General features: G+C 73.2%; 16 protein-coding genes. 8 read left to right on the forward strand and 8 right to left on the reverse strand.

The genetic code is table 11. The features are described from left to right. Positions 1-140 precede the first annotated feature (140 nt). Positions 141-965, reverse strand: coding sequence for an MOSC domain-containing protein (locus tag ACZ619_RS27465; RefSeq protein ID WP_469604165.1), 825 nt, complete (start codon positions 963-965; stop codon positions 141-143). A gap of 42 nt (positions 966-1,007) precedes the next feature. Next, positions 1,008-1,463 (reverse strand): DUF6643 family protein, encoded by a 456-nt coding sequence (locus tag ACZ619_RS27470; protein WP_469604168.1) that lies wholly within the window; start codon positions 1,461-1,463, stop codon positions 1,008-1,010. Between the two features lie 278 nt (positions 1,464-1,741). On the opposite strand from ACZ619_RS27470, the gene ACZ619_RS27475 reads away from it, so the two are divergent. Continuing rightward, entirely contained in the window at positions 1,742-3,091 is a 1,350-nt protein-coding gene (locus ACZ619_RS27475; RefSeq protein ID WP_469604587.1) for a TerD family protein, read from the forward strand. 16 nt (positions 3,092-3,107) lie between these two features. Here the strand turns inward: ACZ619_RS27475 and ACZ619_RS27480 are convergent, their stop codons facing one another. Further along, positions 3,108-4,301, reverse strand: a complete 1,194-nt coding sequence (locus ACZ619_RS27480) for a glycosyltransferase (protein ID WP_469604169.1) — start codon at positions 4,299-4,301, stop codon at positions 3,108-3,110. Between the two features lie 39 nt (positions 4,302-4,340). Here ACZ619_RS27480 and ACZ619_RS27485 point away from each other — a divergent pair, with 39 nt between their 5' ends. Both ACZ619_RS27485 and ACZ619_RS27490 read left to right on the forward strand, forming a co-directional pair. Further along, complete coding sequence (locus ACZ619_RS27485) at positions 4,341-5,132, forward strand: glutamate racemase (RefSeq protein ID WP_469604172.1); 792 nt, start codon at positions 4,341-4,343, stop codon at positions 5,130-5,132. An 89-nt stretch (positions 5,133-5,221) separates the two neighbouring features. Then, positions 5,222-5,779 carry a hypothetical protein gene (locus ACZ619_RS27490; RefSeq protein ID WP_469604174.1) on the forward strand — a complete coding sequence of 186 codons (558 nt, stop codon included), beginning with the start codon at positions 5,222-5,224 and terminating at the stop codon, positions 5,777-5,779. Between the two features lie 49 nt (positions 5,780-5,828). Here ACZ619_RS27490 and ACZ619_RS27495 read toward each other — a convergent pair whose 3' ends face one another. Next, positions 5,829-6,857, reverse strand: coding sequence for an O-antigen ligase family protein (locus tag ACZ619_RS27495; protein WP_469604177.1), 1,029 nt, complete (start codon positions 6,855-6,857; stop codon positions 5,829-5,831). A 183-nt stretch (positions 6,858-7,040) separates the two neighbouring features. Between ACZ619_RS27495 and lnt the strand changes: the two genes are divergently transcribed. Next, the gene (gene lnt, locus ACZ619_RS27500) at positions 7,041-8,654 is read left to right on the forward strand and encodes an apolipoprotein N-acyltransferase (protein WP_469604179.1); all 1,614 of its coding nucleotides are present in this window, start codon (positions 7,041-7,043) and stop codon (positions 8,652-8,654) included. A 67-nt stretch (positions 8,655-8,721) separates the two neighbouring features. Next, on the forward strand, positions 8,722-9,201 hold the full coding sequence (locus ACZ619_RS27505; RefSeq protein WP_469604181.1) for an NUDIX hydrolase: 480 nt from the start codon (positions 8,722-8,724) through the stop codon (positions 9,199-9,201). Between the two features lie 190 nt (positions 9,202-9,391). Here the strand turns inward: ACZ619_RS27505 and ACZ619_RS27510 are convergent, their stop codons facing one another. Further along, positions 9,392-10,678, reverse strand: coding sequence for an MFS transporter (locus ACZ619_RS27510; RefSeq protein ID WP_469604184.1), 1,287 nt, complete (start codon positions 10,676-10,678; stop codon positions 9,392-9,394). 754 nt (positions 10,679-11,432) lie between these two features. Between ACZ619_RS27510 and ACZ619_RS27515 the strand changes: the two genes are divergently transcribed. From ACZ619_RS27515 to ACZ619_RS27525, 3 genes are read left to right on the forward strand one after another with little or no spacing between them, the layout of a single operon-like run. Then, on the forward strand, positions 11,433-12,260 hold the full coding sequence (locus ACZ619_RS27515; protein WP_469604186.1) for an FAD binding domain-containing protein: 828 nt from the start codon (positions 11,433-11,435) through the stop codon (positions 12,258-12,260). Then, positions 12,257-14,974, forward strand: a complete 2,718-nt coding sequence (locus ACZ619_RS27520; RefSeq protein ID WP_469604189.1) for a molybdopterin-dependent oxidoreductase — start codon at positions 12,257-12,259, stop codon at positions 14,972-14,974. The genes ACZ619_RS27515 and ACZ619_RS27520 overlap by 4 nt, the downstream gene beginning before the upstream one ends. Positions 14,975-14,980: 6 nt before the next feature. Then, positions 14,981-15,955 carry an antibiotic biosynthesis monooxygenase gene (locus ACZ619_RS27525; protein WP_469604191.1) on the forward strand — a complete coding sequence of 325 codons (975 nt, stop codon included), beginning with the start codon at positions 14,981-14,983 and terminating at the stop codon, positions 15,953-15,955. A gap of 1 nt (position 15,956) precedes the next feature. Here ACZ619_RS27525 and ACZ619_RS27530 read toward each other — a convergent pair whose 3' ends face one another. The 3 genes from ACZ619_RS27530 to ACZ619_RS27540 form a co-directional block, all read right to left on the reverse strand. Then, positions 15,957-16,979: a TolB-like translocation protein gene (locus ACZ619_RS27530; RefSeq protein WP_469604194.1), complete on the reverse strand. Its 1,023-nt coding sequence runs from the start codon at positions 16,977-16,979 to the stop codon at positions 15,957-15,959. Positions 16,980-17,049: 70 nt separating this feature from the next. Continuing rightward, the gene (locus tag ACZ619_RS27535) at positions 17,050-18,321 is read right to left on the reverse strand and encodes an MFS transporter (protein WP_469604197.1); all 1,272 of its coding nucleotides are present in this window, start codon (positions 18,319-18,321) and stop codon (positions 17,050-17,052) included. A 50-nt stretch (positions 18,322-18,371) separates the two neighbouring features. After that, on the reverse strand, positions 18,372-19,223 hold the full coding sequence (locus ACZ619_RS27540) for a glycosyltransferase family 2 protein (RefSeq protein ID WP_469604199.1): 852 nt from the start codon (positions 19,221-19,223) through the stop codon (positions 18,372-18,374). Positions 19,224-19,497 lie beyond the last annotated feature (274 nt).

The following is a 19,497-nucleotide window of genomic DNA, read 5'->3' on the forward strand; positions in this document are numbered from 1 at the left end:
CACCCCCCAGGTCATCCGTTCGACAGGGGGACACAGTCATGCCGGGCCCGGAGGCCAGCGGCCCCATTGCGGAGCCGCGAAGAACATAACGGGGGCGGGGGGCGGGCGCGGGCCGGACTCCGGCCGGGCCTGTGCCGGGGTCAGCCGAGGACGCGGACCGGGTCGCCGACGCGGATGGTGCCCGTGGAGCGGGGGACCAGGTTCTGGCCGAACACGAGCTGCCTGCCGAACCTGCGGTGGCGCGCCAGCGTCCGCAGCGGCTCCTTGCCGCGTGCGGCGGTGGCCTGGTCGGTCGTGGTCACGACGCACCGGCCGCACATCTTCGTGACCCGGAACTCGACCTCGCCGATGGCGATGCGCGTCCAGTCGTCCTCGGCCCAGGGCTCGGTGCCGCGCACGACCACGTTCGGCCGGAACCGGTTCATGGGCAGCGGCCCCTCGTGGGGGTGGCCGCCCTGGGCGACGAGCCCGTTCAGGGCGTCGAGGGAGGCCTGCGTGGTGACCAGCAGGGGATAGCCGTCGGCGAAGCTCACGGTCTCACCCGGCAGCGCGTGCTCCGGGTCGATCGGGCGACGGGTGGCGGGCTCGTCCATGTGCGCGAGACGGACCTCGGCCCCCAGATAGCCGCCGCACCACACATGCGCGGCCTCCGCCGCGAGCACCGCCTCCACCTTCGTGCCGAAGATCTCCACCGGGACCGTGTCCGCCGAGTCCGGGACCGGCACGGTCAGCGGCGCGCGCCCGGGCGCGGACAGGCGGACACCGCCGCCGGGCAGCAACTCGGCGGCGGCCAGCGCGAGACGCGGCTCCTCCCGCTGGGTGACGGCCCTTCCCCCGCCGTCGATCAGTACCCAGCGCCGGTCCCCGGCCAGCCCCCAGGGCTCCACGACGGCCTCCGGCGGCGTGAAGCCCCGGAACGCCTTGACCGGGTGGATGTGGATCGACTGCAGTTCGGTACGCCCCATACAGCCATCGTGCCAGGCCGCACGGACATCCCGGGCAGTCGGTCAGTAGCCGCGGTACTGCTGCTGCTGGTTGTTGTACGGGTCCTGGTACGGCGCGGCCTGCGCGGGGCGCGGCGCCGCCGGGCGCATCGCCTCGTAACCCGTGCCGCCCATCATCGGACGGGGCTGCTGCTGGGGCTGCTGGCCGGGGTAGCCCCGGGGAGCCGTCGCCTGCTGCGGGATGTACGCCGAGGGCGCCTGCTGGAGCGGCGCGGGCTGCTGCGCCTGCGGGTAGCCGTAGCCCGGGGCCTGCTGGGAGGGGCCCGCGGGGAGGGCGGGCAGCGCCGACGGCAGGGCGGGCAGGTTGCTGAGGCTGCCGCCCGTGTCGTAGGCGGGCGGTACCCGGATCGGGGCGATCTGCGGGGTGCCCCGCTCGGCCACGAGCGAGTCGTAGATCGGAGTGTCCGGGAAGGAGGCGGAGTAGTAGCCGCCGCCATAGGTGGAGCGGGGGGAGGTCATGGCACCTAAGTTAAGCCCACGATGTGCTGGTTGGGGAGACCGATAAGACGGTTGTTTTCCGTGTCGGCGGTGATGCCGGATCCCCAATCCGAGCGAACTCGGCAAAAAAGGACGGCAATCAACGTTCTGATCGTGTAAAGGCCGAGTTCCCTGCTGGTTACCGGCGGTTGTACGGCGATCTTCCTGTGCCGCTCATGGGAGTTGGCTGTCCCCGGGAATAGGTTGTGCGGGTAGGGATGACCTGGGACTGCCGGGCGCACCCGGCTCGTCGACTCGCGATGGGGGCGGACATGACAATGCCGAAAGGATCGAATGCGCCGGTGCCGACGACGGCGCTGCGCGTCGAATTGGGCTGGCGCTCCGGCCCCGGTGTCCCCGACGCGGACGCCTCGGCGCTGCTGCTGGTCGCCGGAAAAGTGCGCTCGGACGGCGACTTCGTCTTCTACAACCAGCCCGCGCACGCCTCCGGTGCGGTGCGGCACGAGGGCAAGCGGCCGTCCGGCGGCCAGGTGACCGACACCCTGTTCGTTGACCTCGCGCGCGTGGAGGCCCCGATCGAGCGGATCGTCCTCGCCGCCTCCGCCGACGGCGGTGCGTTCGGGCAGGTCCCCGGCCTGTACATCGAGGTCCGGGACGCGGCGCGGGGGGACGTGGTGGCCCGGTTCGACAGTACGGGCGCCACCGTGGAAACCGCTTTCGTCCTGGGTGAGTTGTACCGCCGCCAGGGCGGCTGGAAGTTCCGCGCGGTGGGCCAGGGCTACAGCAGCGGCCTCGAAGGCCTCGCGACGGACTTCGGGATCACGGTGGACGAACCGCAGCATCCGGCGGCCTCCGCCTCCGCCTCCGCCCAGGCGCCGGCCCCGGTCGCCCCGGCCCCGGCGGCGCCTCCGGCGGCCCCGCCGCCGCCCACGGCCCCGCCGTTCCCGCAGCCCCTGCCGCAGACCTCGGCCGGTCTCCCCGTTCCGCCCGTTCCGCCCGTCCCGGCCGCGCCGCCGGCCGCTCCCGTGCGGCTGTCCAAGGTGACGCTCACCAAGGCGGCGCCCTCCGTCTCGCTGGCCAAACAGGGCGGCACCTCGGGCGTCCTGCGCGTCAACCTGAACTGGCAGGTCCGCAAGCAGTTCGCCACCTGGGGCGGCCGGCGCGGCGCGGCCGACCTCGACCTCGACCTGTGCGCCCTGTACGAACTCGCCGACGGCCGCAAGGGCGTCGTCCAGGCACTGGGCAACGCCTTCGGCTCCCTGAACCGGCCGCCGTACCTCCACCTCGACGGCGACGACCGGACCGGGGCGGTGGCGAGCGGCGAGAACCTCACCGTCAACCTCGACCACAAGGAGGACTTCCGGCGCATCCTGGTCTTCGTGACGATCTACCAGGGCGCCCAGTCCTTCGCCGACCTGCACGCCACCGTCACCCTCCAGCCCCAGCACGGCGCCCCGATCGACTTCTCCCTGGACGAGTGCACGGTCCCCTCGACCGTGTGCGCGCTCGCCCTGCTCACCAACAACGGCGGCGACCTGGTCGTACAGCGGGAGGCGCGCTATCTGGTCCCGGAGCGCGGGGTGAGCCCGCAGCGGACGGTCGACCGCGCCTACGGCTGGGGGATGAACTGGACGCCCGGCCGCAAGTGACCGTGCGCGCGGCGGGTCAGCCCTCGTCGGCCACGGCGTCGGGACGCGCGTACGTGCGGCCCTTCCAGGCGGCCCCGCGCCCCCGGTAGTGCTGCACCGCCGAGTCGACCGTCATCAGGAGATAGAGGAAGGCGGTGAACGGCAGCAGGGGAGCGAGCCACAGCGGCTGGCCGTAGTAGCGGAGCATCGGCACGTACGTCGCGGTCATCACCAGCCAGGCCGCCGCGCCCAGGAGCGCCGCCGCCGTGTCTCCGTTGACCGCTCCCGCCGGCACCGCGGCCGGGGGCACCAGGTACACCAGCGCGAGACCGGCCACCGTACCGAGCAGCAGCAGCGGGTTGTGCCGCAGTTGCGCGTACGCGCTGCGGGAGACCATCCGCCACAGGTCGTGCAGCCGGGGATAGGGGCGCACGCTGTCCACGCGGTCGGCGAGACCCAGCCAGACCCGGCCCCCGGCGCCCTTCACCGCGCGGGCCAGCGCCACGTCGTCGATCACGGCGTGCCGGATCGCGTCCGGGATCCGCGCCCGCTCCGCCGTGCCGGCGCGCAGCAGGACGCAGCCGCCCGCCGCGGCCGCCGTCCGCGAACCCTTCCGCCCGATCCGGCGGAACGGGTAGAGCTGCGCGAAGAAGTAGACGAAGGCGGGCACCACGAGCCGTTCCCACAGGCTCTCCACCCGCAGCCGGGCCATCTGCGACACCACGTCGAAGCCGCCGGTGCGCGCCGCCGACACCAGCAGCCGCAGACTGTCCGGCCGGTGCGCGATGTCCGCGTCCGTCAGCAGCAGGTACTCGGGGCCACGCGCGCGTGCCAGGCCGACACCGTGCCGCACCGCCCACAGCTTGCCGGTCCAGCCCGCCGGCGGCTCACCGGGGGAGGCCACGGTCAGCGGCAGTCCGCCGTGGCGCGCCGCCAGCTCCCGGGCCAGCTCCCCGGTGCCGTCCGTACTGCCGTCGTCGACGAGGAACACCTCCGCCCGCCCCGGATAGTCCTGCGCCAGCAACGACGGCAGACTCAGCGGCAGGACGGCGGCCTCGTCCCGGGCCGGGACCACCACGCACACGTCCGGCCACCGTCCGGGATCGCGCCGGGGCGGCAGCCGGACGTCGGTGCGCCAGAAGAAGCCCTGACAGAGCAGCAGCCACAGCCAGGCGGCGAGGGATACGGCGGCGGTCCACGCGATGGCGCTCACGCGCGCAGTCTGCCCCACCGGACCGGCTCCCGACGGCCCATCGTCTATCGTGGCCGGGTGAAGATCGCGCTCATGGACTCCGGAATCGGCCTGCTGGCGGCCTCCGCCGCGGTACGGCGGCTTCGCCCCGACGCGGACCTGGTGCTCTCCTTCGACCCCGAGGGCATGCCCTGGGGACCGCGCACCCCCGAGGACGTCACCGCGCGCGCCCTGGCCGTCGCCGACGCCGCGGCCGCCCGCCGGCCCGAGGCGCTCATCATCGGCTGCAACACGGCGACTGTGAACTCGCTGCCCGCCCTGCGCGCGCACCTGGAGCCCGGCATCCCGGTCATCGGCACGGTCCCGGCGATCAAGCCGGCCGCGGCCGGCGGCGGTCCCGTCGCGATCTGGGCGACCCCCGCCACCACCGGCAGCGCCTACCAGCGGGGCCTGATCGAGGACTTCGCCGGCGGCGTGCCGGTCACCGAGGTGCCCTGCTGGGGCCTGGCCGAGGCCGTCGAGCACGCCGACCAGGCGGCCATCGCCGCCGCCGTGAGCGCCGCCGCCGACCTCACACCCGACGACGTGACGACCGTCGTCCTCGGCTGCACCCACTACGAACTCCTGGCGGAGCGCATCCTGGCCGCGGTGCAGCGCCCCGGCGCCGCGCCCCTCGTCCTGCACGGCTCCGCCGGCGCGGTGGCCGCCCAGGCGCTGCGCCGGATCGGCGCCCGGCCCGCCCCCGGCGCACCGGCCACCGGCACGGTGACGGTGCTCCTCAACGGCCGCGAGGGCGAACTGCCCGAGGCCGCGCTGAGCTACGCGGAGGGCCGCCTGCTGCGGGCCGCCAGTCCCACCGCGTCGCAGTGAACCCGCCGGGGCCGGGGATACCCCCGATGTGAGCAGTCACCCTCCGCGACTCGGTACCCGCGCAGCGAAACCTGAGTAATCTCGTAGTCATGAGGGACCACCCCCATGACCTCTTCCCGGACCAGGACGCCCCGCACCCGGACGTCTGGACCGGGCGTGCCACCAACCGGGTCCAGTGGCTGCTGGCCCTGGTCGGCGCGGCCTGCATGGCGCTGGGCGTCGAGCTGGCCGTGGACTCCGCCTGGACCTCGGGCATCGCCCCGCTGGTGATGTCCGTCGTGGGCTGTATCGCCGCCGGTCTGCTGGTGCTCTTCGGCACGCTCGCCTTCGTGCACGTCGACCTGAGGCTCGACAAGGAGTGCCTCGAGATCCGCTGCGGCCACATAGGGGTGCCGCGCCGGCGCATTCCCCTCTCCCAGGTGGTGGGAGCCGACTTCTCCCCGCAGATCACGCCGCGCCACTGGGGCGGCTGGGGCTACCGCTGGCGCCCCGAGAAGGGCACGGCCGTGGTCGTCCGCCGCGGTGAGGGAATCGTCCTGAGCCTGTGGGACGGCCACACCTTCACGATCACCGTGGACAACGCCGAGTCGGCGGTGCGGGTCATCAGGGAGCGGCTGCGGACGATCACACCGGGCACGGCTCACTGACGCGGACGGCGGGGCGCGGGTGCGATCCAGGCGCGCTCGGTCCGCCTGTCTATCCGCGCGGGACGTCCGCCGCCCACGGCCGGGCCGTCGCGAGGCCCGCCAGCAGGCCCGCGCCCGCCGACACCGTCGTGAAACTCAGCGCGTCGCCGATCGCCGCGACGGCGGCCAGCGCCGTCAGCGCGGCGCCCGCGGTGAGGACGACCGGGGTGGAGCGGGGCGAGCGCCACAGGGCGTAGAGGATCCAGCAGAACGCGACGGCCAGCAGCACCACCCCCACCAGGCCCTGTTCGGCCGCCTGCTGGAGGGGCGCGGAGTGCGGCTTGCCGCCGGGTGGCAGCGACTCGGACGCGGCGCCGCTCAGCTCCCCGAAGCGGCCCGGCCCGACGCCCAGGGCCGGGTTCCGCTGGGCCAGGTGCAGGGCGTCCCGCCACAGCGAGACCCGAGAGGACGCGAGCGGGCCTTCGAGGGCGGCGGCGAGCCCCGGGGGCAGGGCGTTCGCGGCGACCGCCCAGAGCGCGCCGGTCACCAGCGCGGCGGCCAGGACCAGCCCCGCGAGCCCCGGACCCCGGTGCCGCATCCGGCCGGCGGCGAGGGAACACAGCAGGACGGCGGCGCTCGCGGCGCAGCCGGCCGCCGAGCCCACGGCCGCCCCGGCCAGTACGATCACGGCGGCCAGGGCCCGCAGCCCGAAGCGCAGCGCCGGTACCGGCGTCGCCCACGCGGCACAGCAGGCGCCGCCCGTCGCGAGGGCGAGGAGCGCGGCCACGGCGCCCGCGTGGCCGAGCGGGGTCGTGAACTGGGGGCCGAGCGCCACACGGGGCATCGCCACCGCCAGCCCCAGGCCGGCCACCGCCCCGGCACAGGGCGCCGCCACCGGCACCAGCGAGCCGGACATCCGGCCGGCGGCGTAGCCCGCGGCCACGGCGAGCACCGCCAGCAGCACACCCTCGGGCCGGCCGTCGCGCCCGGCCGCCGAGATCAGCGGCCACACGGCGCACGCCCCGAGCACCACGACGCCCACCGCGTCAGAAACGTTTCGTCTGTCGATGTCCGCATCCGTACCGGCAGCGGACGTCATCCCGGTCGACCCCACCGTCGCCCCCCGTACCAGGCCCCCGACCCGTGACGGGCCCCGTTGCTTGCCTCGCCTCACCGTAACCGGTGATGCCCGCTTTGTGGACGACTTGAGCGGGAACGATGGCATTCCTGCATGACGAGACCTTGCTGTCGGCCGCAAGGCCGACCGCCGTACACTCCCGGAGTGACCGTCACCGCAACTTCCGTGGACCAGTCGGACCAGCTCACACCGCGCCCCGCGCTCCGCGCCCGCGGTATGCGGTTGCTCCACCGCCTGGTCCCGGCCGCCGCCTCCGCGCTCAGTGGAGTGCTGCTGTACGTCAGCTTCCCGCCCCGCACCCTGTGGTGGCTGGCCCTGCCCGCCTTCGCCGGATTCGGGTGGGTGCTGCGCGGCCGCACCTGGAAGGCGGCGCTCGGCCTCGGCTACGTCTTCGGGCTCGGCTTCCTGCTGCCCCTGCTGGTGTGGACCGGCGTCGAGGTGGGCCCCGGCCCCTGGCTCGCGCTGGTGGCCATCGAGGCGGTCTTCGTCGCGCTGGTCGGCGTCGGCGTGGCCGCCGTCTCCAGGCTGCCGGCCTGGCCCGTGTGGGCGGCGGCCCTGTGGATCGCCGGGGAGGCGGCACGCGCGCGTGTGCCCTTCCGCGGCTTCCCCTGGGGCAAGATCGCCTTCGGCCAGGCGGACGGCGTCTTCCTGCCGCTCGCCGCACTGGGCGGCACCCCGGTGCTCGGCTTCGCGGTCGTGCTCTGCGGCTTCGGTCTGTACGAGGCCGGCCGCCTCGCCGTCGAGGGGCGCCGGACGCGTGAGATCCGGCGCGGGGCGGCGGCCGCCGCCCTGCTGAGCGTGGCCGTCCCGGTGGTGGGCGCGGTCGCCGCGCGGACGCTGGTGAGCGACAAGGCGGAGAACGGCTCCGTCACCGTCGCCGTCATCCAGGGCAACGTGCCGCGCGCCGGTCTGGACTTCGCGGCGCAGCGGCAGGCCGTGCTCAACTACCACGTCAAGGAGACGCTCAAGCTCGCCGCCGACGTCAAGGCGGGCAAGGCCGCCAAGCCTGACTTCGTGCTGTGGCCGGAGAACTCCTCCGACGTCGACCCGTTCGAGGACGCCGACGCGGCCGCCGTGATCGACCAGGCGGCCAAGGCGATGGGCGTCCCCATCTCGGTCGGCGGCGTCGTCGAACGCGACGGCAAGCTGCTCAACGAGCAGATCCTGTGGGACCCGGTCAAGGGACCGACGTCGACCTACGACAAGCGGCAGATCCAGCCCTTCGGCGAGTACCTCCCGCTGCGCGGCCTGGTCGGCGCGATCAACAAGGACTGGACCGGCATGGTCCGCCAGGACTTCAGCCGGGGCACCGAGCCCGGCGTGTTCGACATCGACGGCACCAAGGTCGGCCTGGCCACCTGCTACGAGGCGGCCTTCGACTGGGACGTGCGGGACACGGTCACGCACGGCGCCGAGATGATCTCCGTGCCGAGCAACAACGCCACCTTCGACCGCAGCGAGATGACCTACCAGCAGCTCGCCATGTCCCGCATCCGCGCCGTCGAGCACAGCCGGACCGTGACCGTGCCGGTGACCAGCGGGGTCAGCGCGGTCATCATGCCGGACGGGCGGATCACCCAGAAGACCGGCATGTTCGTGCCCGCCTACCTGGTCCAGAAGGTCCCGCTGCGCACTTCCGAGACGCCCGCGACCAAGCTGGGCATCCTGCCCGAGATCGCGCTGGTGCTGGTCGCCGCGGGCGGCGTGGGCTGGGCGATCGGAGCCGGACTGCGCCGTCGGCGCGCCGGTGGCGCGTAGCCGTACACCCGCCGTACGCCCCGTGCCGTCGGCCGGTGCGGGGGAACCGGGCGGCTAGGGTCGCGGTATGGCTACTCCTGACTTCATCAGCGCGCTCCGGGCCTCCGCGGGCCGCCAACTGCTGTGGCTGCCCGGGGTCACCGCCGTCGTCTTCGACGACGAGGGCAGAGTGCTGCTCGGCCGCCGCACCGACACCGGGAAGTGGTCCGTCGTCGGAGGCATCCCGGAGCCGGGGGAGCAGCCGGCGGTCTGCGCCGTGCGGGAGGTCTTCGAGGAGACGGCGGTGCGCTGCGTCGCCGAGCGGGTCGTCCTGGTCCAGGCACTGAGCCCGGTCACCTACCCGAACGGCGACGTCTGCCAGTACATGGACATCACCTTCCGCTGCCGGGCCGTCGGCGGCGAGGCGCGCGTCAACGACGACGAGTCGCTGGAGGTCGGCTGGTTCGACGTGGACGCCCTGCCCGAGCTGCACGAGTTCGGCGTCTTCCGGATCAAGCAGGCCATGTCCGACGCCCCCACCTGGTTCGACCCCGCGGCCTTCGGCTGAAGCGCCCGGGCGGCCCCGGCCCGCGCCGAGGGCGGACTCCACGTCCACGTCAGTACGGCGGCCCGGCGCCCGGAGCGCGTGGGCCGTCTCCTCGACGGCGGCCGGCCCGTGCCCCGGGGATCCCGACCGGTCCTGCGTCCGGACCGGTCGGCGGCAGTGCCGGAGCGCCGTCGCAGCCGGCTCCGGACGGTCAGCCGAAGCCAGGTTCCGGGTTGTCCAGCGGTGACCAGCGCAGGGCGGGCGCTTCGCGCAGCCTGACGAAGGTGAGGATCAGGGCGGCGGCCTGAACCAGCGCGCAGACCATCACGACCCCGTCGAGCCGCGAGGGCGGGGTGAGCGCGACGAGGACGCCCGCCACGGGGAACGGCAGCAGCAGGAGCAGCATGGTCACCGAGAGCGTGGCACCGAGCGCCGTGGGCGGGATGACCAGCGAGCGCACCGTGCGCAGCACGACCGTCAGGCCGCCGTCCCCGGCCATGAAGATCGCCACCAGGACGGTGTAGGAGGCGTAGGACGGAGCCTGGGTGACGGCCAGACACGCGGCGGCGGCGAGTGTCGCGGACACCACGCCCACCGCCCACAGGTCGAGCCGGGCCAGCGCCAGCCGGCAGCAGGTGATCGCCAGCAGCGTCGCCAGGGCGGCGGCGGACCACATGGTGCCGACGTCGGCGGTGGAGCGGCCGAACGTCTCCACCACGATCACCGGGCTGGCGGACTGCAACAGACCGAGGGCGAGGTTGGAACAGGCGAGACCGGCCACCAGCCAGGCCAGGACGGGCAGTTGCCGCAGCGTCCGCATTCCCAGACGCAGCGCGCCGTCCTGGCCCGCCTCGTCGTTGCGCCCGGCCCGCAGCGGCGTCGGCGGCGTCTGGAGCCCGAGCACGGCGGCGATCAGGGACACCGCGCTGAGACAGCCGAGCATCCATCCGGGTCCCGCGAGGAGGAGGAAACCGGCGAGCAGCGGACCGGCGACGGTGGCGGTCTGGTCGATGCCGACGAGGACCGTCTGCACCCCGTGGGGCCGGACCTGGTCCCGCCGGGCGACGATCGCTCCCACGGCCTCGTTCGCGACGAATCCGAACTGGGAGAGGGTGCCGGTGACCGCCGCCAGGGCCAGCATCACGGCGGTCTCCGCGCTGCCCGGCGGAAGCACGGCCAGGGCGACCGCCGAGACCGCCACCACCGTGGCCCGGGCGAGCGAGGCGATGAAACAGACGATCGCCGCACCACGCCGGTCCACGACATTGCCGGCGAGGACGAACGCGGCGATCCGCGGTGTCCACTCCAGCGCGAACGCCAGCCCGGTCAAGGACGCGGAACTGGTGACGGTCAGCACCAGCAGCGGCATCGCGTACGTCGCCATGGAAAAGGCCAGCGCGTCGCTCGCGCGGGGTGCGTAGATTCGCCGAAAGAGACTGCCGGCCGGAACGGCGGCATGCCGGCCGGCGGGCCGGTTCTCGTGAACGGTGATGGCCACGGAAAGGTGAAGCTTTCGGTGAGATGTATCGAGGGGGGTGGGGAGAGAACCCGGTCGCCCGTGCGGGAAAAAGTACGTGGGTGAATGAACCGGGCGGCCACGGGTTCTCATGACGGCTGTTCAGGACGGTCCTCGGTGGCCCTGGGCCTGCGGGGACCGGCCTGCCAGCACTGGCAGTTGACGGCTGAACTATAGCGTCATTCAGGCGGAGTTGACGTATCCGGTTCAGCCGTCTTCCGGCGGAAAGCACGGTGCCCCATCTCCGGCCTGAAAGACGCTGGCCTAAACGGGCGCGGTGTATCGGGGTGATACCGGTCCGCGCTCCTGCAATTCGACGCGGCGATTGCCGGCCGGCGTAAATGCCCCGCGTGGAGTCGACGGGACCGGCCCGGTGCGGCCCGTACGCGTCGAGGGCGGTGCGGCCGTGGACGTACGCGGACTCGGCCCGGCGTGCGATGTACGTCCGGTCCCCCTGCGAACTCGCGAGCCGTGGCGGCCACTTGGGGTGTCGGCGGGCTCGGAGCGCACGGGATCGCCAAGGTGGTCGCCGTCCGGAGCCGAGCGGCCACCTTCGGTCGTGGTCCGGCGGGCCCTCGCCCGGGTGCTGCGATATCCTTGGAGCGGAGTGTCTGTGCCCGACGACTCCGACAACGCGACAGCCGGACAACGCGAGGGTCCGACCACGTGTGAGCGCCGACGGGCGCACCGAGGCGGCTGTCCTCCCGCAGGTCCGTTCTCCCATGGGTCGGTTTCCATGGACCTCAACACCATCACCGAAGTGATCCGGCGACCGTCCGAGCGGCCGGGCCGGGACTGGCGCGAGGGCGACGCCTGGCTCGCCGGCGGCACGTGGCTCTACTCCACGGACCAGCCGGACCTGCGACGGCTGATCGACCTCACCGCGCTGGGCTGGGCGCCCCTGGCCCCGGCGGACGGCGGACTGGAGATCGGCGCCACCTGCACCGTCCGCGACCTGTACGGCTTCCCGTGGCCCGAGGAGTGGACCGCCGCAGACCTCTTCCGGAAGAGCTGTGAGGCGTTCCTGTCCTCGTTCAAGGTCTGGAACGCGGCGACCGTCGGCGGCAACATCTGCATGTCCCTGCCCGCCGGCCCGATGATCACGCTGACGGTCGCGCTGGAGGCACGGTACGAACTGTGGGCGCCCGACGGCTCCGTCCGCTTCGTCGACGCCGCCGACTTCGTCACGGGCGACCACCGCAACGTCCTGGCCCCCGGGGAGATCCTCCGGCGCGTCACCGTCCCCGGGCCCGCGCTGCGCGGACGTTCGGCGCACCGGCGCTTCTCCCTGACCCGGCTCGGCCGCTCGACCGTGTTCCTCGTCGGCACGCAACGCCCGGGAGCGGACGGCCTGTTGCTCACCGTCACGGCCGGCACCACGCGGCCCGTCCGTCTCGCCTTCGATACCCTGCCCGACGCCCGGACCCTGCGGCGGAGCGTCGACGCGATACCGGCCGACGTCTGGTTCGACGATCCCAACGGGACCCCCGACCACCGCAGGCACCTGACCCGGCACTTCGCCGAGGAGATCCGCCGCGAACTCATGGCTGGGGGCCCGGCATGAACTACTCCGTGAACGGCAGGGAATTCGACCGGGAGCCCGCCCCCGGCCAGTGCCTGCGCACCTTCCTGCGGGAACTCGGCCACTTCGGCGTCAAGAAGGGCTGCGACGCGGGCGACTGCGGCGCCTGCACGGTATGGCTCGACGGCGCCCCGGTGCACAGCTGCATCACCCCCGCGTTCCGCGCGGACGGCCGCGAGGTGACCACGATCGAGGGCCTCGGACGGCCCGGCGCCCCGCACCCCGTGCAGCGGCGGTTCGAGGAGGCCCCGGGCTTCCAGTGCGGCTTCTGCACCGCGGGGATGATCATGACGTCGGCCGCCTTCACCGAGGAGCAGAAGGCGGATCTGCCGAGGGCGCTGAAGGGCAACCTGTGCCGCTGCACCGGGTACCGGGCCATCGAGGACGCCGTGCAGGGCGTCGGTGCGGTGGAGACGGCGGCACCGGGCAAGGCCGTCGGGACGAGCGTCGGCGCGCCCGCCGGCCGCGACGTGGTGACCGGCCGCGCCGAGTTCACCATGGACACCCGGATCGAGGGGATGCTGCACCTCAAGGTGCTGCACTCACCGCACGCGCACGCCCGGATCCTCTCGGTCGACAGCAGCGCCGCCCTCGCGGTGCCGGGCGTGCACCGGGTCTACACCTGGCAGGACGTGCCCCGCAGACGCTTCACCACGGCGATCCACACCGATCACCTGGTCGATCCGGACGACACCTATGTCCTCGACGACACCGTCCGCTTCGCCGGCCAGCGCGTCGCCGCCGTCCTGGCCGACACGGTCGGGGCGGCCGAGGAGGGCTGCCGGCGTCTCGTGGTCCGGTACGAAGTGCTGCCCGCGGTCTTCGAACCCGAGGCGGCGATGGCCGACGGAGCCCCCCAACTGCACGGATCCGACGACCCGTTCGTCCGCGACCCGGTCCACAACGTCCTGCTCGAACTCCACGCGCACACGGGCGACGTCGACGCGGGGTTCCGGGCGGCCGACGTGATCCACGAGGGCACCTACTTCTCACCGCGGGTGCAGCACGCGCACCTGGAGACCCACGGATCCATCGCCTGGCTGCGGGACGGCCGGCTGCACGTGCGCACCAGCTCGCAGTCGCCGTCCATCGCCAAGGTCAAACTGGAGTACCTGTTCGCGCTCCGTCCCGACCAGGTGCGGGTGTTCTGCAAGCGCGTCGGCGGCGGGTTCGGCGGCAAGCAGGAGGTGATCACGGAGGACCTGGTGGCGCTCGCCACCCTGGACACCGGGCGGCCCACCTGCCTGGAGTTCACCCGCGAGGAGGAGTTCACCACCGCCTCGCCCCGGCACCCGATGGCCCTGACGGTGCGGCTCGGCGCGAAGGCCGACGGCACGCTCACCGCCTTCCAGGTGCGCAACGTGTCCAACACCGGCGCCTACGGCAACCACGGCGGCGAGACGCTCTGCGCGGGCGGGGCCGCCGTCATGATCTACCGCTGTCCCAACAAGAAGTACGACGCGTACTCCGTCTACACGAACACCGTGCCCAGCGGGGCGCTGCGCGGCTACGGCATGACCCAGCCCGCGTTCGCCGTGGAGTCGGCGATGGACGAACTGGCCCGCGCCCTGCACCTCGACCCGCTGGAACTGCGCCGGCGCAACATCGTGCGGCCGGGCGAGCCGCTGGTCGCCCTGCACGACGGCCCCGACGACGTCGTCTTCGCCGAGGACGGACTCGCCCGGTGCATCGACCTGGTCGGCGAGGCCCTGGCCGCCGCCGCGGACCGGCCGGACCCCGGCCCCGACTGGCTGGTCGGAGCAGGGGTGGGCAGCTCCCTGCACGAGACGGCGCCCCCGACCGAGCACATCTCCGAGGCCTGGGTCACGCTCGGCGACGACCTCGTCTACGAACTGGCCGTCGGAACCGTGGAGTTCGGGGAGGGCACCTCCACGGCCCATGTCCAGATCGCCGCGAACCAGCTGGGCACGACCCCCTCCCGGATCCGCCTGGTGCAGTCCGACACCGACCGCACCGGGTTCGACACCGGCGCCTTCGCCAGCGCCGGCCTCTTCGTCGCGGGCAACGCCGTGCTGCGCGCCGCCAACGCCGTACGCGACCGCATCCTGGAGTTCGCCGCCGCGCACACGGGCGTCCACGTCGTGATGTGCACGATGGACGACGACGGAGTCCGGTGCGGGGACCGGCGGGTGCCGCTCGCCGAACTCGTCGCGCTGGCGCGTGCGCGGGGCATCCGCTTCACGGCCGCGCGCAAGGCGTACGGCTCGCCCCGGAGCGTCACCTCCAACACCCACGGGTTCCGGGTCGCCGTGCACCGGGTGACCGGCGAGATCCGGATCCTGTACAGCGTGCAGGCGGCCGACGCCGGAGTGGTCATCAACCCGGCGCAGGTCCGGGGACAGATCGAGGGCGGTGTCGCGCAGGGGATCGGGTTCGCGCTGACCGAGAACCACCAGGTCGACGGCGACGGCGTCATGGTCAACCCGAACCTGCGGAACTACCGCATCCCGACCTTCGCCGACGTCCCCCGCACCGAGGTGCTCCTGGTCGGCTCGGCGGACTCGGTGGGGCCCATGCGGGCGAAGGGCATGGCGGAGTGCTGCATCAACCCGGTCGCCCCCGCGCTCGCCAACGCGGTGCAGGACGCCACGGGCGTCCGCTACCGGGCGCTGCCGCTGACCCCGGAACGCGTCTACGGCCGGCTCCCCGCGGCACGGCCGGTGTCGGCGGGCTGAGCCGCCATGAGCACCGCACGGAACGTGGCCGCGGCGGCGACGGCGATCATCGGCCAGAAGGTCCTGCCCGGGCGGGAGCGGGAGTTCGAGTCGTGGCAGGAGGACCTCAACACCGCGGCCGCCTACTACCCCGGTTTCCTCGGCGCCGAGATCTCCCCGCCGACGCCCCTGCAACCCGACTGGGTCGTCGTGTACCGGTTCGACTCGGTGGCGCATCTCCAGGCGTGGATCAACAGCGGTACCCGGCAGACGTATCTCGACGTCGGCGCCAAGTACTTCGACGGCCCGGCGACCCAGCAGGTGGTCAGCAGCGGCACCCGGTCGCTGGACCCGCTGGTCACCGTGGTCGTCACCCACCGCGTCCCCCCGAACCGGGTCGACGACTTCCTCGACTGGCAGCGGCGGATGGTCCAGGAGGAGAGCCGGTTCGAGGGTTTCCGCGGCACCGAGCTGTTCCGCCCCATCGAGGGACTCCAGGAGGAGTGGACCACGCTCTACCGCTACGACAGCGCCGAGCACCTCGAAGCCTGGCTGACCTCGCCCGAGCGGCAGCGGATGCTGGCCGAGGGCGAGCGGTTCAGCGACTTCGAACTGCGGACGATCGACAACTCGTTCGGCAGCTGGTTCGCCTTCGAGGGCAACGCGAAGGAGGCTCCGCCGCCGCCCTCCGAGACCCGGACCTCGCTCGCCATCTGGGTCGGCCTGTACCCGACCGTCGTCCTGCTGACACTGGCCCTGTCCCCGCTGCACCTGAAGCTCTGGATCGGCCTGCTCGTGGGCAACCTGCTGTCCAGCTTCCTGATGAGCTTCCTGACCATGCCCTACTACGTGAACCCGCTGCTCGGCCGGTGGCTGCGGCCGCCACCGGACGAGCCCGCGGTACGGAGCAACCTCCGCGGCCTCGGGATCGTCGCGGTGGCGATGGTCTTCTGGGCCGTCGTCTTCTACCTCGTCACGGTCCGGTTCTGGACGCTGCCCTGACCTACAGCGGGGCCGGCGAGGACGCGCCCGCGATCAGCAGCCGGGGCTTGCCGGTGCCGTCGGCGGGCACGCTCCACAGGTCGGTGCTCTTGACGTCGCCGCTGGTGGGCAGCGCGTAGGCGACCGTGTCGTCGTCGAGCCATGTGGCCTGGTCGTCGACGCTGTGGCGCTCGGCGAGCGGTGTCTCGCGCAGGGTGCGCAGGTCGAGGACGTACTCGTGCCACAGGTCGGTGCGGGACAGCACCCGCTTCTTGAAGGCGACCCGGGTGCCGTCCGGCGAGAGCGAGGGGCACTCCACGTTCTCGACCAGCGTGGTGACCGTGCGCCGGGACAGCGAACCGCGCACCAGGTACGTCTTGTTGGCGGTGTTGAGGGTCGCGTAGAAGGTGTCGTCGTCGGTGGCGAAGGTGACGCCCCAGAAATTGACGTCCGAGGCGTGGTAGGGCTTGCCGTCCTTGACGATGGAGAAGGTCTCCAGGCTGGGCGTCAGCCGCATGGTGCGGGTGTCCAGGACCGAGGTCCGGGTGGAGAAGAAGGCGGACGCGTACGACTCGCCGGAGACGAAGACCGTCCAGGCGGCGAAGCGGCCGCTGGGCGAGACCCGGGCCCGGCTCGGGGTGCCCGCGAGCGGGAAGGCGCGCCTGGTGCGCAGGTCCGCGTCCACGAGCACGGCGCGGTTGCTCTGCTTGAGGACACCGGGGTCGGACTGGAGGCAGATGCCGGTGCCGGCCGCCGCGTAGAACCGGACGCACTTGAGGCCGGAGGCGGTCCGGTCGCCCCCGGGATCGGCGGAGGGGACCGAGGCGACGGCGGTGCGGTGCGGTCCGGCGGCCGCGTTGACGAACATCAGACGGCTCTTCTGGCCGAGGGTGAGCCGGCCCGCGCTGACCGTGGGGTCGCCCGCCCGCGGCCGGTTCTCCTCGTCGGCGCGGTCGGCGGCGTGCAGGACCACGCCGGTGCCCACCGCGGCGAGCACCAGGACCGCCGCGACGAGTACGAGCAGACGGCGGCGCATGGAAGTCATCTTGTTCCCCTGGTTCCCCGTGGCGTTCGGTGTGCGGTGCCGGGCGTGGCCGCCGGTACGGCCGTGCTGGTCATCGGGCGCCGCCGGCCGGCCGCAGCACCAGGCCCGCGACGGCCGCGCAGCACAGCAGGCCGACCGCCGAGCCGGCCAGCGCCGGGCCGTCGCCCCACACCGTCCAGGCCGCGCCGAACGCGAGCGAGCAGCAGAACCGGGCCAGCGCCTGGCTGGTGCCGACGATGGCGAGCCCGCTGGCGCGCAGTTCCTCGGGCACGAGGCCGGCCAGGGCGGCCGGGAGCACCCCGTCGGTCGCCGAGTAGAACGTGCCGTGCAGGGCGAGGACGAGCGGGACCAGGACCGGGGTGGCCGGGGCCCAGAGCAGGAGGGCGTAGGCGGTGAGCAGGGCCGCGTGTCCGGCGAGGAACACCGTGCGCCGTCCGACGCGGTCGGCGAGCGCGCCGACGGGCACGGCCAGCAGCAGGAACACCACGGCGGTGCCCAGCGGCAGCAGCGTGAACCACTGCTCGCCGACACCGGCCCGCCGCTGGAGCAGCAGGTAGACGAAGGCGTCGCTGACGGTGGTCAGGCCGAGCAGCGCCGCACAGCCGGCGAGGGCGCGGAGCCGGGGGACGCGCAGCAGCGCGAGGGCTTCGCGCAGCCGGACGGGCGGCCCGGGATCCGGGGCGCTCCGCGCGCCGGTCCCGGGCTCCTTCCTCCTGGCGGGCACGAACAGCACCAGCACCAGCACGCCCAGCGCGGCGACGCACGCGCTCACGCCGAACACCGCGTCGTAACCGTCGGCCGCCGCGCGCAGGATGAGGAAGGCGGCCAGCGGGCCGAGCATCGCGCCGGTGGTGTCCATCGCGCGGTGCACGCCGAAGGCGCGGCCCTGCCGCTCGGCCGGGGTGGACAGGGAGATCATCGCGTCGCGCGGGGCGGTGCGCAGACCTTTGCCGGTGCGCTCCAGGGCGAGGACCGTGCCGAGGGTGCCGATGCTGCCGGCGAGCAGCAGCAGCGGCTTGCACAGCGCGGACAGGCCGTAGCCGAGCCCGGCCAGCAGCTTGTGGTTGCGGACCCGGTCGGCGAGGTGGCCGCCGGTGAGCTGGACCAGGGCGCTGACCCCGTTGTAGACGCCGTCCAGGGTGCCGAACCCCAGCGGGCTGAAGCCGAGCGTGGTGACCAGGTAGAGCGGTAGGACGGCGGTGACCATCTCCGAGGAGATGTCGGTGATCAGGCTGACCGTGCCGAGCACCAGCACCACCGGGGCGACCCCGCGCCCCGGCCCGTGTCTTCGGTCCCGGTCGGTGTCCGCCCGGGCGGGCCGGGAGCGGTCGGTGAGATACAAGGAAAGAACTCCAGGTGCGGTGCGGAGGAGGAACTCCGGGTGCGGTGCGGTCAGTTCCGCCGGCTGCTCTCGTCGCGCAGCCAGGTGCCGAAGTCCTCGGCCCGGATGGCCTTTTCGGCCTTTCTGCGCGCGACGACCGCCGCCGCGACGAAGACCACGACGGCCACGAGCAGCCTCGGCTCCCGGCGCAGCAGCGTCTTCAGGTCGGCCTTGCTGGTGCGTGCCGAGGCTCCTTCCGGACCCTGGTGCCGCTCGACCTGGGCGGTGGACACGGCGGCCCGGACCCGCCGTCTGATCAAGTCCCGCCAGGTGCGCGGCGGTTGGATGACGACCCCGGCCGCGCCGACCACGAGCCGTTCCTCCGGGGCGAACGCGAGGGACGCGGCGAGGTCGTCCGCCATCAGCGGCGGCAGCGCGGCGATCCGGGCGTGCCCGGCCCTGGAGACCGCGATGACGCCCCGGCCGAACAACCCTTCGCGTACGACGGGGAGTTGCTGCCACACCCGGTAGTAGGCGCGCACCCGCCAGGCGCAGGAGGCCAGCGGGATCCGGCGTTCCGGGGCGGTGGCGAGGATGCCCGAGGCGTCGTCGGCGAGGGGCTCGGTCAGCGCCCGTACGTCGGCGCCCGCGATCACGACGTCGGCGTCCACGTAGAGGCGCGGGAAGCCGCGCGCGTGGTCGTCGCCGGCCCGCAGCGCCGCGTGCTTGGAGGGCACCGGGATCTCCACCACCCTTACGCGCGGCCCGCGTTGGGACGCGACGCGGGCGGTGTCGTCCGTGCAGCCATTGCACACGACCACGATGTCGGCGTCGCCCTCGGGTGAGGAATCGGCCAACAGCGAATCGAGGAGTCGGCCGATGACTCGGGCCTCGTTGTGGGCCGGGATCACGATGCTCGTCACGTGGGCAGTATGCCGTCGGCGTCACTATTGCGACATGTGTTTCGTCCAACTGTTCCCGAGAGTGCGGCGCGTGGTCTAGATTGATGGCCGCCGGACCGGTTTGGGTGGGGAACTCGTTCTTGACTGCACGTCACGGACCGGCAGTTGAACGGATCTGAACAATCAGAACAACCAGTACGTACCAGCATGCCGGGGGCATGAGGCGGTTGGGGAACCGCCGAAGCTCCCTCTCTTTCCAGTGCCGCCCTGACCGGGGGCACATCGGCCAGAGCTA

The organism is Streptomyces sp. NPDC104367 (assembly GCF_055583825.1).